Here is a 16,582-nt window from a genome sequence, read left to right on the forward strand (position 1 = left end):
TGATGAGTAGATAAACGTATTATAGCCTATCTACTCGTTAGCCAATGCTTGAGCAACTTACGCTGCAGAAGATTTCATTTTTTCTGCTTTGGCAACAACTTCATCGATGCCACCAGCCATATAGAAGGCCTGTTCTGGTAAGTCATCGTATTCACCAGCGATGATTGCTTTAAAGCTAGCAATGGTATCGCGTAGTGGTACATATTTACCAGGTGCACCAGTAAAGATTTCAGCAACGTGGAATGGCTGTGACAAGAAGCGCTGAATCTTACGAGCGCGATAAACGACTAGTTTATCTTCTTCTGACAACTCATCCATACCCAAAATTGCGATGATATCTTTAAGCTCTTTATAGCGCTGTAGAATTTCTTGAACACCGCGAGCAACGTTGTAATGTTCTTCACCGATCACTTGTGGATCTAGCTGACGTGAGGTTGAATCCAATGGATCAACCGCAGGATAGATACCTTGTGATGCGATATCACGGCTTAGTACAACCGTTGCATCCAAGTGAGCAAACGTCGTAGCAGGTGATGGATCCGTCAAATCATCCGCAGGGACATATACGGCCTGAACTGACGTGATTGAACCTGACTGAGTTGATGTAATACGCTCTTGTAGCATACCCATCTCTTCAGCTAGTGTTGGCTGATAACCAACCGCTGATGGCATACGGCCAAGCAGTGCTGATACTTCAGTACCGGCTAGTGTATAACGATAGATATTATCAACGAACAGCAATACGTCACGACCTTTACCAGTAGCAGGATCTTTCGTATCACGGAAGTACTCAGCCATAGTCAAACCAGACAGCGCAACACGTAAACGGTTACCCGGTGGCTCATTCATCTGACCATATACCATGGCTACTTTAGATTTACTAAAGTCTTCAGTATTTACAACGCCAGCTTCTTGCATTTCGTGATAGAAATCATTACCTTCACGAGTACGTTCGCCGACACCAGCAAATACTGACAAGCCTTCATGCTTAAGCGCGATGTTGTTGATCAATTCCATCATGTTGACTGTTTTACCAACACCAGCACCACCAAATAGACCAACTTTACCACCTTTAGCGAACGGGCAAAGTAGATCGATAACTTTGATGCCTGTTTCTAACAATTCAGTACTGTTTGACTGATCCGCATAGCTTGGCGCTTCACGGTGGATAGACCATTTTTCGTCAGCTTCTACAGGACCTTCTTCATCGATAGGACGACCAAGAACATCCATGATGCGACCTAGGGTACCAATACCGACAGGCACAGAAATAGGTGCACCAGTATTAGTAACAGGTAGGTTACGCTTTAGGCCTTCAGTTGAACCCATGGCAATAGTACGTACGATGCCATCACCTAATTGTTGCTGTACTTCTAGGGTGGTTTCAGTACCATCTACTTGCAAAGCATCATAAATCTGAGGAACTTCACTACGGTTGAACTCAACGTCAAGAACCGCGCCAATAATCTGTACAATACGACCGCTACTCATTGCGTTCTCCTTGAACTTCTATATATAGGTGTAGTCAATTATGAAACAGCAGCAGCACCGCCAACGATTTCCGAGATTTCTCGGGTAATCGCCGCTTGACGCAGCTTGTTATAAACCAACTGTAAATCGTTAATTAGGTCACCAGCATTATCTGTTGCCGCTTTCATCGCAACCATACGTGACGACTGCTCAGAGGCAATGTTTTCCATTACCGCTTGATAAACAATCGACTCAATATAACGGCCAAGCAATTCATCAATCAACGTCTTGATGTCAGGCTCGTAGATATAATCCCAGCTAAGTTCTGTCTGTATACCGCTCTCTTCGTCACCAAATGAGCCCTCTGGTAGAGGTACTAATTGATTGACGGTTGGCTTTTGAGTCATGGCATTAACGAATTTGTTATATACCACATAGATACGGTCTATATTACCGTTACTATAATCCTCAAGCATGGCCTGAACGGGTGCATTTAATTGCTCAAACGTTGGTTTGTCGCCATAGTCGGTCACGGCTGAGGTGACTTTTCCGCCGAAATTTTTGAAGAAACTGACGCCTTTGGCACCGATGACTGCAAACTCAGCTTGAACAGACTGATCTTGATACTCGTGAATGCTTTTGGTGAGCGCTTTGAATAGGTTAATATTCAAACCACCTGCGAGACCACGATCAGAGGTAACGACAATATAGCCGACCTTGTTGACTGGACGCGATACCATATAAGGATGTTTGTAGTCTGATGAGGCATGCACCAAATGTGAAATAACCCGGCGCATACTATCAGCATACGGGCGACCCACTTCCATGCGCTCTTGGGCACGGCGCATCTTACTTGCTGCTACCATTTGCATAGCGCGAGTAATTTTTTGGGTGCTTTTAATACTGGTGACTTTGGCACGTATCTCTTTTAAGCTTGCCATAATGATTCCAATATAAGAGGGTTAAAAAGCATTGGCGCCTGCAACAATTTTTTAATATAAAACATTGAACTGATCAAATAATATTTCAAATCTTGTGGCAACACGCGATCTAATACCGATGATGGTTAAAGCAGTGACGCGCCTGTCTCAGCAAAAAGCTTATCAGACAACGCGTCACCTTATAGGCTGTCAGCGACAGCCATAACCAGTTCGGCTTAACCCGTTAAATTAATAACTGTGATTTTGTTTAAAGGTCTCTAAAGCTGACTTTAAACGACCTGCGATATCATCATTATAGTTCGCAGTATCATCAATCTCACGCATCAATTCACTTTGCTCATCATGCATGTAACGTAAGTAAGATTCTTCGAAAGCACCAATTTTTTCAACTGGAACGTCTGATAAGAAACCTTCGTTCGACGCATAGATAACCGCTGCTTGCTCAGAGATAGACATTGGCTGATACTGTTTCTGCTTCATCAGTTCAGTCACACGCTCACCATGATCAAGCTGTTCACGAGTCGCGTCATCAAGATCTGAGGCAAACTGGGCAAATGCTGCTAGTTCACGATACTGGGCTAGTGCGGTACGGATACCACCAGACAGCTTCTTAATAATCTTAGTCTGAGCAGCACCACCAACACGAGATACCGAGATACCAGCGTTGACTGCCGGACGGATACCTGAGTTGAATAGGCTAGACTCTAAGAAGATCTGACCATCAGTGATTGAAATCACGTTAGTCGGTACGAATGCAGATACGTCACCAGCTTGGGTTTCAATAATAGGCAATGCGGTTAAAGAACCTGTCTTACCCACTACTTCACCATTAGTGAACTTTTCTACGTACGCAGCGTTTACGCGTGATGCACGCTCAAGTAAACGTGAATGTAAATAGAATACATCACCAGGATACGCTTCACGACCTGGCGGACGACGTAGCAATAGTGAAATCTGACGATAAGCGACGGCTTGTTTTGATAAGTCATCAAAAACAATCAGAGCATCTTCGCCGCGGTCACGGAAGTATTCGCCCATCGTACAACCTGAATACGGTGCGATATACTGTAGTGCTGCTGGCTCTGATGCTGAAGCAACTACTACTGTAGTGTATTCAAGTGCACCAGTTTGCTCAAGCTTACGTACGACGTTTGCAATGGTCGAACGTTTCTGACCGATTGCCACGTATACACACTTGATACCAGATGATTTTTGCGCAATGATCGCATCGATAGCCATCGCGGTTTTACCCGTCTGACGGTCACCAATGATAAGCTCACGCTGACCACGACCGATTGGAATCATGGTATCAACGGCTTTATAACCAGTCATTACTGGTTGATCTACTGACTGACGGTCGATCACGCCTGGGGCGATTTTTTCGACTTTGTCAGTCATTTTGGCATCGATAGGACCTTTGCCATCAATAGGATTACCCAAAGCATCAACAACACGGCCTAGCAGCTCAGGACCTACGGGTACTTCAAGAATGCGACCAGTACAATAGGCTTTTTGGCCTTCTTGTAGTTTTAGGAAGTCGCCCAGTACTACCGCACCAACAGAATCACGCTCTAAGTTAAGCGCCATCCCATAGATTTCACCTTCAAACTCAATCATTTCGCCGTACATGGCATCTTCAAGACCATGAATCTGCACGATACCGTCAGATACTTTGACAATCGTGCCTTCATTCTTTGCAGTTGCACCCGCATCAAGGTCTTGAATACGCTGCTTAATCAGGTTACTGATTTCCGCTGGATTCAATTGTTGCATTGCCTTGTTTCCTTTAATTTATGATAACCCGCCCACTGACTTAAATGCTCTTACTATCACGCAGTTTTTATATATCTACGTTGATGAATGGCATTAGGCAGTTAGCTGTGTTTTTAACTGTTGTAACTTGCCGCGCATCGAATCATCAATGATTTTGTCACCGACTTTGATCGTAGCGCCAGCCAAAAGACTAGGATCAACCGACTCATGAATCACCACACTAGCATTTAGCGAAGCAGCAAGACGTGTTTGGAGCATGTCACGCTGTGCATCGGTCAATGGATAGGCGGAGGTCACGTAGGCATCAAGCTGCTTTAAGCTGGTTGCCTTATGACGGCGATAATGCGCATAAACTTCAGGAAGCAGCGCCAGACGCTCTTGTTCTGATAACTGATTAACGAAGTTACTAAGTGCCACTGATACTTTTGGATAGCTGGCGTTGTTGTCTGGGCGAGCCCCTTGGGCCTCACCTAATAACTGCTTAAAAGCAGAATCATCAGCGCTAGCTACTTGTGTATCATAAAGATCGATCAAAGCAGCTGACTTATGCTCAGCAGAAACAGCTGGATTGTCTAGCCAAGTACTGAACGACTTGTCATTGACAATGTTACTGGCAATAAATAAGAAGTTTTCCCACTCATTTACTACCCCGTTTTCATTGGCATAGTCAAACGCGGCTTTAGCGTACGGTCGTGCTAAGGTTGATAAGTCAGCCATTATATCCTCACAATTACAGCTTCGCCGCCAGTTGGTCTAACATACTGGCATGTTTTTGCACATCGACTTTGTCTTGCAAAATCTTTTCTGCACCAAGCACAGCCAGTTCAGCAACTTGGGCACGCAATGATTCACGCGCTTGATTGATTTCTTGGTCGATAGATGCTTGCGCTTGTTGACGAATGCGCTCGCCTTCCGCTTGGGCTTGCGTTTTGGCATCTTCGACAAGCTGGTTGGCGCTCTTGTTTGCTTGCTCGATTAGAGCAGCAGCTTTAGTCTTTGCAAGATTAAGCTCCTGCTGGACATCTTGCTCCGCGGTCGCCAGATCTGCTTTTGCTTTTTCTGCGGCATTCAAGCCTTCAGCAATTTTACGCTGACGCTCATTGATGGCACCGATAAGTGGTGGCCACACGAATTTCATGCAGAACATCACAAAGATTGCAAAAGCAATGGCTTGACCGATGAGGGTAGAATTGATATTCACGTGATCACCTCTTTGTTAATGAAAAATCAGTTTCATTGATCATATTTGATAGCCAAACTTTGGCTATGGTTAAGATACAAACTTTGACTACCAAACATTTACAACTGAGCTTTCTGATTAACCTGCTAGAGGGTTAGCGAATAACAATAGCATAGCAATACCAACACCGATCATCGGAATAGCATCAAGAAGACCTGCTACGATGAACATACGAGTTTGCAATTGTGAGCCAAGTTCTGGCTGACGCGCAACACCTTCTAAGAATTTGCCGCCTAGAATAGCAAAACCAATACCTGTGCCAAGTGCGCCAAGACCGATAAGTAGCGCTACTGCTATAACTGTGTAACCACCTAATACTGGATCCATTGATGTATCCTCATTTACCTATTGAATGTCTAATTAATGTTCAGTTGATGATGCAAGCGACATGTAAACTATCGTTAGCATCATAAATACGAACGCTTGAAGTGTAATAATTAAGATGTGGAAGATCGCCCACGGTACTGATAACGCCCATTGAATCCAAAACGGCATCAGGGCAATCAGTATGAAAATCAATTCCCCAGCATACATGTTACCGAATAGACGCAAGCCAAGTGATACAGGCTTTGCAATCAAGGTAACTGCTTCTAGAATAAAGTTAATGGGAATCAAAATGGCTTGCATGATTGGGTTTTTGGCACTAAACGGATGGAGTGTTAACTCACCGACAAAACCACCCAACCCTTTTTCTTTAATGCTATAAAAGATAATCAGCGCAAAGACAGAAAATGACATGCCAAGCGTGATGTTAGGATCAGTCGTTGGCACAATCTTGAAGAATACGTGATGTGGATCATGACCCATCATGGCGCCAACTTGCCCCGCAAGACTTGGAATAAAGTCGATAGGCAATAAATCCATCAAGTTCATCAAGAAGATCCACACAAAAATAGTCAACGCCAATGGCGCAATCAGTTTTGAGGTACCACTATACGAATCACGAACGTTGTTATCAACAAACTCAACGATCAACTCAACTGCTGCCTGAGTTTTGCTTGGTACGCCTGAAGTGACTTTTTTGGCAACCATCCAAAAGATGGTGCAAAACAAGATACCCAGGCCAACTGACCAAAGCATAGAATCAAGATGGATAGCTTTAAAGCCCATAAGCCCTGCTTCTTCAGCAGTATAGGCAACTTTCCAGCCTTCGCCCGGCAAATAGCCGTACGTCCAATTCGTTAAGTGGTGAGAGATATATTCTGATGATGTTTGTTGCTCGGATGCCATAATGTAAGCTTCTTATTAATCAACGATTTAATCAACTACCAAAAATACGGTTGTCATCTGATGAGGCGATTGGTGGGTCTTTTTCCCACGTGTCTCACGTAAGGAGATAAAACCAACCAAGGCGCTCATGTAACCAACAACATCCAACCCATAGTTCTATTTACTAGTGCTATATACCTAGCTTAGTATAAATTTTAGCTATCAAAAAAGGGCTTATGATTATTCATTAATAGCCCTTTAATGTTTATATCGAATAGGTGTCTGCTCATACCTGCCTTTTTAGGCAAACGCTTAATATAGCGTCCAAAAACAAAGCAGTTAGCTGCCTATATTAATGCAGCGTTGTATTCGTGTAAAGTCTATTATGACTTTTTTATCCGCTGTATGAACAAGTTAGCGGCTATTGACCTTTAGTGGCATGGGTTTGCATCATTCGTGAAATTGTAAAAATAAAATTATAAGTGATAGCAATTAACCAAACTATCTCTTATCTATAAGACTATTTTTACTTTTTACGCTAATTTCAACGACTTATAGCAGTAACTTATAAGTCCACACCTTAACGTCAAATCAGTTATTTGTCATTCTTTTGGCTTTGTGAAGCTAGCCATAGAGAAGTTGGACGGCAGGATGACTTATCTAACGCTAATAGATACTTACTCACTTCAATACTGATCGTAAAGAGTGCTAGCGTATGTGCCACAACATCCAACTGTGACTAATTTGCATTACCATAAAACCGATGAACAACGCAGGCGCTGATAGGGGTTGTACGGTAATAAAAATTAGTGCGAAACCAAACACTGTCAGTAGCCATTTGACCATCTGACCTCGATATAGCTGGCTGACAATGTGTCGGCGCGCGCGATATCCAGTATGCCAAAAGATAAAATTTGCAAAGACGGCTTGTGTGGCGAAACTAAGTAGCGCACCGATCGCGGTACTTTTTGCTACTATCAGCCCACTGTCTAGCCAAGTCACATCTACTACCCAGCCAATAATAATCAGGATAAATAAAATCCATGCTTGGCGTTTCAGGTAGATGCCAATCTCATCTTTTTGCGTGCGTTTGGCAGGCTTGGTCATCAGCAGCTATCCTATAGTATTGGGATAATGTCGCATATTTGCCACGATTTTATCCATGAAAAGTCACTATATAGACATTGCCTTTTAACCAAAATAAAACGCAACTTATTATAGGGAGCGCGCGCGCGATTAGCAAGTAAAATATGCGTCTTATCAAGCATTTGATTGTTTAGCGCTAACGCTCCCTCTAAAAACTTAGTAAAGCATAGCTAATATTCTATAAAATAAAGGTCTTGGCGCTCGACAATTTGATAATGCTATCGAGCGCTAAGACCTTTTTAAATAACGTTTTATGCTAGGGCGTGCCTTTAACGTCAACAAAAGCGAGTAAATGGGCTAAAAATGGCTATGCGATACATTGGCGGATTTGCTGCGCCATACTCTGCCAGCCACTAACGAAGTCTTTACTGGTGCTCATGTCTTCAGCTTGCACGGTACTCTTTACAGGTTGTAGCTTAGCGAGCAACCCTTTAGCTGGCGCACTTGGACTAACCAAACACATTTGCTTGGCAGGACGCTTCTCATTTAGCCAGCGTAACTGACTGGCTTTTGGTGCTAAATGGTGATCGGTGCTTAGACTGCCAACGAGCTGTAGCTTTAAGCTGTCCTCCATATACTGATAGGCATCATGATACGCCCAATAAGGCAATGCCTTTGTCGCTGTACTCTGCTTTATAGCCAGCACTCCTTTATCCAGTCGCTTGGCAAATTTTTGTGCATTGGCTTGATAGAGAGCTTTATATTGTGGATTTGCATGGCTATGAATCACGGCAAGCGCACGGGTGATAGCTTTGGCATTTTCAGGATCGAGCCAAATATGCGGATCTAGCGTGCCAGTGATAGCTTCGCCTTTGACATCGCGCAGTGGATGACGGTTAAAGGCGTCAAACTTGAATAAGGCAATGGCATTGGGCGCGCTATTGAGACTGGCGGCCAAATTATTTTCTAATGGCTCGCCAAACCATACCACAAACTTGCTGTCTTGAATGGCTTTTATATCGCCTGGACTAATACTACCGTGATGCCCCACTTCACCTGCTTGCAATAATTGCTTGGCAGGCGGCGCACCTTCCGTCACGGCTTGACTCAACAAGAACAATGGATAATTACTCACGCTAACGGTAGCGGCTTGGGCGCTCAACGTCAGACAGCTTAACGCGACTATCCCAGTAATGAGCAGTCGCTGTAGTACAATGATCGAGCGTAAAGAATGGCTGAAAAATGAATTCATAATAGGCTCTTTAATATTAAGTTGAGGCAGCATACCTGTTTTTCATTTCATTATGTTATACTATAACAATAAAAAACGCCATCATAAAAAGGCGTCATATTTTTTAGGAGTTTGTCCTATGTCCACTACTTCATCGACATGCGAACATTTGCACGATGTGCAACATTTTACCGCGCATGATGTAACCGAGCGCTTGACGGCGGCAAAAGAACAATGCCGCATAAGTGGTGTACGCTTCACGCCATTGCGGCAGCAGATATATCAGTTAGTACTGGCCGCTAATAAGCCTGTTGGTGCCTACGACTTGATCACACAATTGCAGCAAATGCGCTTATCAGAACCGGATGCACAAAATTCTGCGCCGACCAATCAGCAGACGCCAAAGAATGTCGCGCCGCCAACGGTTTATCGCAGTTTGGAGTTTTTATTGGGTGAAGGCTTGATACATCAATTAACCTCTATCAATGCTTATGTGCCCTGCTGTCACCCACGCGCCCAGCATACCGCCGCATTTTTAATTTGCGATCAATGCCAGCGGGTGCAAGAATGTAGCAGCTTACCGGTACAAGAAATGATGAGCTTTGCGGAGCAAGATGTTGGCTTTATTGTGGCTCGTAGTGTCATTGAGCTCAGTGGTCGTTGCCAAGCGTGCCAATAAAGCTTGCTGTATTTTTTCTTTATTAAGTACTGATCTAGGTACTTATTATTCAGTATTTAGCATTAAGTACTCAGCCATTTATCATTTACCAATATATTAGTCACTAGCCTATGAGCCTGCCCATTTCACCATCAGAGCAATCGTCTGCGTCTATCAGTCTGGATAATAAGACCAACCAAGCTAGCCAGCTGCTGAGCTTAAGCGATATCAGCTATGACATTGGTTCGCAACGCTTGTTATCACATATTAATATAGATATTGCCGTTAACGAGACAGTCAGTCTTATTGGGCCAAATGGCGCTGGTAAATCGACGTTGGTTAAGCTTATTTTAGGGTTGATTGAACCAACTAAAGGGCAAATGACGCCCCATCATACGTTACAGCTTGGCTATGTGCCGCAACGCTTTGCGGTACCGCCAATATTGCCATTACGAGTCTGCGACTTATTGGCGCAAGCAGATAAGAAACGCTTAACGGCTGAGCAACGCCAGTTTATCTTTGATAATTTATCGTTGACGCACCTGCTATCACGACAGATGCTGCACCTATCAGGTGGTGAGACGCAGCGAGTTTTATTGGCTCGTGCCTTGCTAGATAAGCCCAATTTATTGATTCTAGATGAGCCGATGCAAGGACTTGATCCTGATACCGAGGTTTGGCTCTATCAGTTTATTGATGAACTACCAGACTTCTTACGCTGTGCCATGCTGGTAGTGTCACACGATTTGCATTGGGTGATGAAAGGCAGCCGACGGGTCATTTGTTTGAATAAGCATATTTGCTGCGAAGGACAACCAAGTGAGCTTGCCATTAGTAGTGAGTTTCAAAAGCTGTTTGGTCATCACTATGAGCAGCCTTATGTCCATCAGCCGCATGCCTGTGAACATCACGCGCCAAGCGAGTTGTAATCATCATAACCAAACGACTAAAGCGAAAAAATGCTTTACGACCTTTATTTTATAAACCGTTTATTGGATACATGATATGAGTGCTTGGTTAGCCATTATTGCGCCTGCTTGGATTGCTGGCAGTATTTTAGCATTGCTATCAGCGCCCCTAGGGTGTTTGGTATTGTGGCGACGCATGGCATTTTTTGCCGATGCATTGGCGCATGGCACCTTGCTAGGCGTTGCCTTGGCTGTGTGGTGGCAATTACCGATGGGAATTGGCATTGCATTGGTTAGCGTGATAGTGGTACTAGGACTCGTGATGATAGATGATGAGCGTTTGCCCGTCGATTCCGTACTGGCGGTGGTTGCAGTGTCGCTGCTATGTTTGGGGCTGTTAGCGCTGACCCAGCTGACCGATCAGCAAGCCAACGTATTGGGGTTTTTGTTTGGTAATTTGCTCGAGCTTGATTGGGCAGATTTGCCATTAATAGGCGGTAGTGTGCTGGTAGGACTGGTATTGCTCACGTATATTTGGCCCGCACAAATTAAGCTTGCCACTCACGAAGCGTTAGCACGGATTCAGGGCGTCAACCCAACACGGCAACGGCTGTTTTTTATGGGATTATTGGCAGGGTTTTGTGCCATTGCTCTACAAGCAGTGGGTAGCTTATTAATCAGTGGCTTGCTGGTGCTACCGGCTTTAACAGCACGTCTATGGTCAGCCTCGCCAAAACAAATGGTGATTATTGCGCTGCTTATCGCTCAGCTTGGGGTCACCTTAGGTGTTTGGGGCAGTATTTGGCTGGATATTCAGACTGGACTATCTATCGTACTAGTATTGGCTATTTTATTTTTTGCAGCGCTGATTTTATCAAAGGTGCTAACGGCAAAGTTTTGGACGATGCGCCGTTAGTTATGCCATCTTTATTGTTACGTAGAGACTTTTTATATGCCTTAGCTGATCATTAGGCTTTTATCCAACTTTATTTCATCAATATTGCTAGAGCTTTCATTCACTTTATGATATAAACTTTCCCTAATGCTATCAATGTAATAGTTAGTAGAATGCTGCATATCGCTCGTTTTGTGAGTATAGGGCTATAAGCGGCAACCGCTTCCATCAAGGATGGGAGAAGTGTGCCACAAGACCCTGTAACTGAAAGTGACCGATTTATCCATACTCGTTTTAATAGCAATACTTGTTTTGATTCGATAAGGGACTGACCCAATGCTAAGCTATCCTGCCAATAACATCAGCACGCCAGATGAACAACTAAATGTGTTGCAGATCACTGATTTGCACTTATCAACGCCCACCTCTGCCCTAGCTAATGACGACAGTGACAATAATTCCGATATATCTGTCTGTCAGCATAGCTTTGAAAAAGTCATCGAACAAGCATTGAGTGAAGACATCCGCTGTGACCTGATCGTGGTGACGGGCGACTTGGTGAATAAAGTAAAGCCAGCTATCTACGACCATATTTTTGAGGTATTACAAGCGACTGACATTCCTTTTGCCTGTATTGCTGGCAATCATGATGTCACTGATGAGATTGGTAGCGATTTACCTTTTTTTGAGCGGGAGCTCGTCGCCCAGCCGATGGATACGCGTTTACTAAGTCGACACGTTATTGAGACGGAATACTGGCAGCTGCTATTACTGGATTCCTCTATTTCTGGGCAGGTGGCAGGAGAAGTGACAACAACCGATATTGACTGGTTATGTGTGCAGTTGCAAGAATGCAGTAAGCCTGCGCTCATTGCCTTGCATCACCACGTTATACCGATAGAGTCTGACTGGATCGATACTCATATGGCAAAGAATACCGAGTCTTTCTGGCAGCATATGGCACCGTTTGAGCAATTAAAAGTAATCATTAGCGGTCATACCCATCAAGCACAAGTGCGCCACCGTCAAGGGGTCAGCGTTTATAGCACGCCCTCGACTTGCTATCAATTTAAGCCTTATAGAGATGACTTTGCTTACGATGAAAACGCGCGCCCCGGTTATCGCTGGTTGCAATTAGCCAACAATGGAGAGGTTGCAAGCTGGGTGAAAAGGTTGGATACTTGATGCCCAGTTTTATCGGCGTCAATAACACTGTGATTGTCTTTGTCCATATGTTTGATTTAATACAAAAAATTTCGTCCATATGGTTGGCAAAATCAAACTTTGCTTTATGATAAGTGAATAACGATACTGATAAAACCAAATCGCGTTAGGATGGTAACGCGTCTAATCGCAAGCAAAATTATAATAGCTAGGATGGCTACATTGACCACAAGCTAAGTTTTCACAGTCAGTCATTTGTCGCATTATTTAGGCCCAGCCATTTAAATAAAAATATGCATAACAATATACCTGACCATTGATATAAACATATCAATATAACCGTACGATGAGTTCAGCTGTGTTACTTGTGTTACCAAGTGGTAAAACGTTTTATAAAGGGACAACTTATCGCGTTTGTTAAACTTATAACGTCTTGTCTTTTGATATGTCGTTTTATTGAATTAATTTGAAAAAGTAGGATACCCATATGAGCACCGTGACCACGAATCCGAGTGATGTTAAGTTTACTCCTTATGTGCCTGCCAAAGACGAAGAGTATATGTCTGATGCGCAGTTAGAGCATTTTAAGGCTATTTTGTTGGATTGGAAGCAGCAACTGATTGGCGAAGCAGATCGCACCAAGACTTATATCCAAGATGAGTCTAGCGCCATGCCGGATATTAATGACCGCGCCACTCAAGAAGAAGAGTTTGCCTTGACGTTGCGTACGCGTGACCGTGAGCGTAAGCTCATTCGCAAAATCGATAAATCTATGGCAGAAATTGACAATGATGATTATGGATTTTGTGAAACTTGCGGGGTAGAGATTGGCTTGCGTCGTCTTGAAGCACGTCCAACAGCCACTCAATGTATCGACTGCAAGACGTTATCTGAGATCAAAGAGCGTCAAAACCAAGGTCATACCTAGACGCTCTCTTATGCTAGCGCATTTAAATGAGTACTGAGTGTCTTATAATAACGAGCGACCATTTATTGGTCGCTCGTTGCGTTTTATAGATCTTGTACTATAGTCAGTTCAATATAAAAAAGAGACAGCGTGACTGATATAAATTTTTTGTAGCCTCTGTCTACGTAGACACAGCAAGCAAGAAAAATTTGTACCAGTCACGCATTTTATAATGTCGTGTATCTATTTTATTTAATATCGACTATATGGATAGCTTTTACTAATTGACTAGGGCGTGTCTTCAATCCACTCGATAGCCATCTAAATGGGCAAAATCTTTCCAAATATCGTCAAATAACTGGTTAATGTCCCGATATTATCTGCGCTATTTTTCTTGTTTGACGGCAATTTATCTCATTTTTATCACCATTTTTAAAATGAAGACACGCCCTAACAAAACAAGCGTATTTAATAAATATCTTTTTGCTCCGTTCTTCTTTATTCTAGCTATATCCTCCTACATTGATAGTCATTACTTTGATAACCCCTATTTTGCAAACTGCCCATACTCCTATTCTCCATCAGCAGCCATCATCACCTCCTATCGGTCGCTTTGCGCCTTCACCCACAGGTGAGCTGCATCTTGGCTCCTTGACCACTGCGCTTGCCAGCTTTTGCCATATCAAGTCGCTCGGTGGCAAATGGCTGCTGCGTATCGAAGATACCGACACGGAACGCTGTGACAGACAATTCACTGAGCAGATTCTTATAGATTTAGAAGTGCTCGGGCTACAGTGGGACGGCGATGTCATTTATCAGTCTGAGCGTATTGATATCTACAACGACTACTTGTCATCAGACTTGCTGGCGCTGACTTATGGCTGTCAGTGCTCACGTAAGGACTTAGAGCGCTATTGGTCTCAGCAAGCACAAGCATCCTCGACGACTCAAGATTTAGAGCCTCTACCAGCAGGTTTGAATGCTACAGATATTAAGCAACTGCTGCCCAATAGACAACGCTACCCGCGCTGCTGCCTCAATGCCAATCTCAATCGTCAGCAACACAAGCTGCGCATACAACTGCCAGACCATAAAATCGGGTTTAGCGATGGTATTCAAGGGTTGCAGTGGGATAATCCACAACAAACCTTAGGGGATATGGTGGTTCGACGCCAAGACGGCATGATCAATTATATCTTAGCCGCCAGCCTCGATGATGGGCTACAACAAGTCACTCATATTATGCGTGGCTTGGACATTTTACCCATGACCACTGCTCAGATTAGTATCATGCAGGCGGCTAACTTACCGGCTATCGATCACTGGTATCATCTGCCCTTGATATGCAATCCTGACGGGCAAAAGCTCTCCAAGCAGAACCTTGCGCAACCGATTGATACTCGCGATCCAAGTAAGCTTATCGCCGACGCTTTGCAGCTATTACAGCAACCAGCGGTCGATAGAGATACGCCAACCCGAATGTTAGCGCAAGCAATTGCACAATGGGATAACACTCCGCTACAAGGCAAAAGCGCACTAAATCTGCCCAATTATTAAAAAACAAAAAGCGCCGCTGCTGGCGACGCTTTTCTACAAATTAACACCTGCTAATAATAACGGCACTGGCTTTTTTCAATCTCAGGGCTTTCTTTATAAATCTTTAGCAGCAAGGCAACCATCACTAAGCTGATGAGCATCGATGAGCCACCGTAACTAAAGAATGGCATGGTCAAACCTTTGGTCGGAATGGCACCCATATTCATCGCCGCATTGATAATCGTTTGCGCGATAAAGACCACACCGATACCAAAAGCGGTATAGCTCATACGCATCTGGCGACGCTTGAGGGCGTTATAACTGATACGCATGGCACTGCCAATGATGAGCGCCTCGAGCAGCAATACCACTGCGACCCCCACAAAACCCAGCTCTTCACCCGTAATGGCTAATAAAAAATCCGTATGCGCTTCAGGTAAATGTGACAGTTTTTGTACGCTTTCACCATAACCGACGCCGGTGAACTGACCACGACCAAAGGCAATCAAACTGCGTGCCAGCTGATAATCGGTGTCTTGCACATCGTCAAAAGGATCCAAAAACGACATCACACGTACCAAGCGATACTGTACCAAGGTCACTGCCAGTACTGCCAATCCAGCCACCAAGCCGCCCAATGCCAAGAACTGCTTGTAAGGTGCGCCAGCGATATAAAATATCGCAAAAACGGTGCCAACAATGACCACCAAAGAGCCAAAATCTGGCTGTAATAACAATAACAGCGTGATCATACCGACCACTAAAAATATCCGTAAAAAGCCATCCCAGCCATTACGAACCTCAAAAGATCGACGCACGACAAAATCAGACACGAATACAATCATGACCAGTTTGGCCAATTCTGCAACCTGAAAGTTCAAAAACCCTAGATTTAACCAGCGCTTAGAGCCATTAATCGGCGTGCCAAATAGAGTTAAAACCAGCAAGCCCCCCGTAATGGCTAACAGGAGAAACTGAGTCTCTGTCTTATATAAGGTTCGTAAGGATACTAAGTAATAAGGAAAAGCGGCAGCGATTAGTCCAATTCCCATATAGAGTAGCTGATTTCTAAAAAAATATAGCTCCGTCATGCCGCGACTGAGCGCGAAGGGAATAGAAGCAGAAGCGACCATCAGTAGACTGAGCACCAGCATACAGCCGACACTCGCTAATAAAATTGCGCGCGCTGACGGCATAGAGAGAATGCCATCTGAGCCAGAGGCTTGCTGCGATTGGGGAGACGAACGAAAAAGAGAAGAGAGCGCCATAATTTTATATACACTAACAAACGAAAAAACACGGCGTTTATGCAACGCCACCGTATAAAAAATATAAAGTAGATCGTACCACACGGACCATAACAGCCCGTCAATACTAGAAGAATAACGCCTGATTTGGTAGCTATCCTAGGATTATTGTATCCATTATCACTGTTCTAATAATAAAGTCAGCAAACTGCCTGATTGATTATTGACAGTAGCAGTAATCTATAAGCAAAACAATCATTTATCAACAAAATGCGATTGGCTACACACTGCTGTGTTTGTATTGCTGTGCAGTTGCC

16 protein-coding genes are annotated in these 16,582 nt (G+C 43.9%); 6 read left to right on the top strand and 10 right to left on the bottom strand.

All coding sequences use genetic code 11. The features are described from left to right. Nucleotides 1–57: 57 nt before the first annotated feature. The 9 genes from atpD to IOD06_RS11055 all read right to left on the bottom strand — a co-directional run bounded on the left by atpD (nucleotide 58) and on the right by IOD06_RS11055 (nucleotide 8,971). Entirely contained in the window at nucleotides 58–1,491 is a 1,434-nt protein-coding gene (gene atpD / locus IOD06_RS11015; RefSeq protein WP_010197951.1) for a F0F1 ATP synthase subunit beta, read from the bottom strand. A gap of 38 nt (nucleotides 1,492–1,529) precedes the next feature. Further along, nucleotides 1,530–2,411, bottom strand: coding sequence for a F0F1 ATP synthase subunit gamma (gene atpG, locus IOD06_RS11020; protein WP_194620933.1), 882 nt, complete (start codon nucleotides 2,409–2,411; stop codon nucleotides 1,530–1,532). 228 nt (nucleotides 2,412–2,639) lie between these two features. Continuing rightward, a complete protein-coding gene (gene atpA / locus IOD06_RS11025; protein ID WP_010197953.1) occupies nucleotides 2,640–4,184 on the bottom strand; it encodes a F0F1 ATP synthase subunit alpha in 1,545 nt (514 codons plus the stop codon). Between the two features lie 93 nt (nucleotides 4,185–4,277). Then, nucleotides 4,278–4,901 (bottom strand): F0F1 ATP synthase subunit delta, encoded by a 624-nt coding sequence (locus IOD06_RS11030; RefSeq protein WP_189586005.1) that lies wholly within the window; start codon nucleotides 4,899–4,901, stop codon nucleotides 4,278–4,280. A gap of 13 nt (nucleotides 4,902–4,914) precedes the next feature. After that, on the bottom strand, nucleotides 4,915–5,385 hold the full coding sequence (locus tag IOD06_RS11035; protein ID WP_010197957.1) for a F0F1 ATP synthase subunit B: 471 nt from the start codon (nucleotides 5,383–5,385) through the stop codon (nucleotides 4,915–4,917). Between the two features lie 117 nt (nucleotides 5,386–5,502). Further along, nucleotides 5,503–5,751, bottom strand: a complete 249-nt coding sequence (gene atpE / locus IOD06_RS11040) for a F0F1 ATP synthase subunit C (RefSeq protein WP_010197960.1) — start codon at nucleotides 5,749–5,751, stop codon at nucleotides 5,503–5,505. Nucleotides 5,752–5,784: 33 nt separating this feature from the next. Next, nucleotides 5,785–6,654 (bottom strand): F0F1 ATP synthase subunit A, encoded by an 870-nt coding sequence (gene atpB / locus IOD06_RS11045; RefSeq protein ID WP_010197962.1) that lies wholly within the window; start codon nucleotides 6,652–6,654, stop codon nucleotides 5,785–5,787. Nucleotides 6,655–7,341: 687 nt separating this feature from the next. Further along, on the bottom strand, nucleotides 7,342–7,740 hold the full coding sequence (locus tag IOD06_RS11050; protein WP_194620934.1) for an ATP synthase subunit I: 399 nt from the start codon (nucleotides 7,738–7,740) through the stop codon (nucleotides 7,342–7,344). A 346-nt stretch (nucleotides 7,741–8,086) separates the two neighbouring features. Further along, entirely contained in the window at nucleotides 8,087–8,971 is an 885-nt protein-coding gene (locus IOD06_RS11055) for a metal ABC transporter solute-binding protein, Zn/Mn family (RefSeq protein ID WP_194620935.1), read from the bottom strand. A 118-nt stretch (nucleotides 8,972–9,089) separates the two neighbouring features. On the opposite strand from IOD06_RS11055, the gene IOD06_RS11060 reads away from it, so the two are divergent. From IOD06_RS11060 to gluQRS, 6 genes are all read left to right on the top strand, one after another. Further along, nucleotides 9,090–9,629 (top strand): transcriptional repressor, encoded by a 540-nt coding sequence (locus IOD06_RS11060; protein ID WP_194620936.1) that lies wholly within the window; start codon nucleotides 9,090–9,092, stop codon nucleotides 9,627–9,629. Between the two features lie 110 nt (nucleotides 9,630–9,739). Continuing rightward, nucleotides 9,740–10,537: a metal ABC transporter ATP-binding protein gene (locus IOD06_RS11065; RefSeq protein ID WP_227670021.1), complete on the top strand. Its 798-nt coding sequence runs from the start codon at nucleotides 9,740–9,742 to the stop codon at nucleotides 10,535–10,537. Between the two features lie 76 nt (nucleotides 10,538–10,613). Further along, on the top strand, nucleotides 10,614–11,432 hold the full coding sequence (locus IOD06_RS11070) for a metal ABC transporter permease (RefSeq protein ID WP_194620937.1): 819 nt from the start codon (nucleotides 10,614–10,616) through the stop codon (nucleotides 11,430–11,432). Nucleotides 11,433–11,747: 315 nt separating this feature from the next. Further along, on the top strand, nucleotides 11,748–12,596 hold the full coding sequence (locus IOD06_RS11075) for a metallophosphoesterase (protein WP_194620938.1): 849 nt from the start codon (nucleotides 11,748–11,750) through the stop codon (nucleotides 12,594–12,596). A 466-nt stretch (nucleotides 12,597–13,062) separates the two neighbouring features. Further along, entirely contained in the window at nucleotides 13,063–13,503 is a 441-nt protein-coding gene (gene dksA, locus IOD06_RS11080; RefSeq protein WP_010197974.1) for an RNA polymerase-binding protein DksA, read from the top strand. Between the two features lie 531 nt (nucleotides 13,504–14,034). Further along, a complete protein-coding gene (gluQRS, locus tag IOD06_RS11085) occupies nucleotides 14,035–15,039 on the top strand; it encodes a tRNA glutamyl-Q(34) synthetase GluQRS (protein WP_189586165.1) in 1,005 nt (334 codons plus the stop codon). Between the two features lie 50 nt (nucleotides 15,040–15,089). Here gluQRS and ftsW read toward each other — a convergent pair whose 3' ends face one another. After that, entirely contained in the window at nucleotides 15,090–16,214 is a 1,125-nt protein-coding gene (gene ftsW, locus IOD06_RS11090; RefSeq protein ID WP_010197976.1) for a putative lipid II flippase FtsW, read from the bottom strand. Between the last annotated feature and the right edge of the window lie 368 nt (nucleotides 16,215–16,582).

Source organism: Psychrobacter sp. N25K4-3-2 (assembly GCF_015351755.1).
GTDB classification, from domain to species: Bacteria; Pseudomonadota; Gammaproteobacteria; order Pseudomonadales; family Moraxellaceae; genus Psychrobacter; species Psychrobacter glaciei.

Coding starts and splice junctions, on each gene's coding strand:
- atpD (WP_010197951.1), bottom strand. CDS start 1,491: ATGAGTAGCGGTCGTATTGTACAGATTATTGGCGCGGTTCTTGACGTT.
- IOD06_RS11050 (WP_194620934.1), bottom strand. CDS start 7,740: ATGACCAAGCCTGCCAAACGCACGCAAAAAGATGAGATTGGCATCTAC.
- atpB (WP_010197962.1), bottom strand. CDS start 6,654: ATGGCATCCGAGCAACAAACATCATCAGAATATATCTCTCACCACTTA.
- IOD06_RS11065 (WP_227670021.1), top strand. CDS start 9,740: ATGAGCCTGCCCATTTCACCATCAGAGCAATCGTCTGCGTCTATCAGT.
- IOD06_RS11070 (WP_194620937.1), top strand. CDS start 10,614: ATGAGTGCTTGGTTAGCCATTATTGCGCCTGCTTGGATTGCTGGCAGT.
- atpA (WP_010197953.1), bottom strand. CDS start 4,184: ATGCAACAATTGAATCCAGCGGAAATCAGTAACCTGATTAAGCAGCGT.
- IOD06_RS11060 (WP_194620936.1), top strand. CDS start 9,090: ATGTCCACTACTTCATCGACATGCGAACATTTGCACGATGTGCAACAT.
- atpG (WP_194620933.1), bottom strand. CDS start 2,411: ATGGCAAGCTTAAAAGAGATACGTGCCAAAGTCACCAGTATTAAAAGC.
- ftsW (WP_010197976.1), bottom strand. CDS start 16,214: ATGCCGTCAGCGCGCGCAATTTTATTAGCGAGTGTCGGCTGTATGCTG.
- atpE (WP_010197960.1), bottom strand. CDS start 5,751: ATGGATCCAGTATTAGGTGGTTACACAGTTATAGCAGTAGCGCTACTT.
- IOD06_RS11055 (WP_194620935.1), bottom strand. CDS start 8,971: ATGAATTCATTTTTCAGCCATTCTTTACGCTCGATCATTGTACTACAG.
- IOD06_RS11075 (WP_194620938.1), top strand. CDS start 11,748: ATGCTAAGCTATCCTGCCAATAACATCAGCACGCCAGATGAACAACTA.
- dksA (WP_010197974.1), top strand. CDS start 13,063: ATGAGCACCGTGACCACGAATCCGAGTGATGTTAAGTTTACTCCTTAT.
- IOD06_RS11030 (WP_189586005.1), bottom strand. CDS start 4,901: ATGGCTGACTTATCAACCTTAGCACGACCGTACGCTAAAGCCGCGTTT.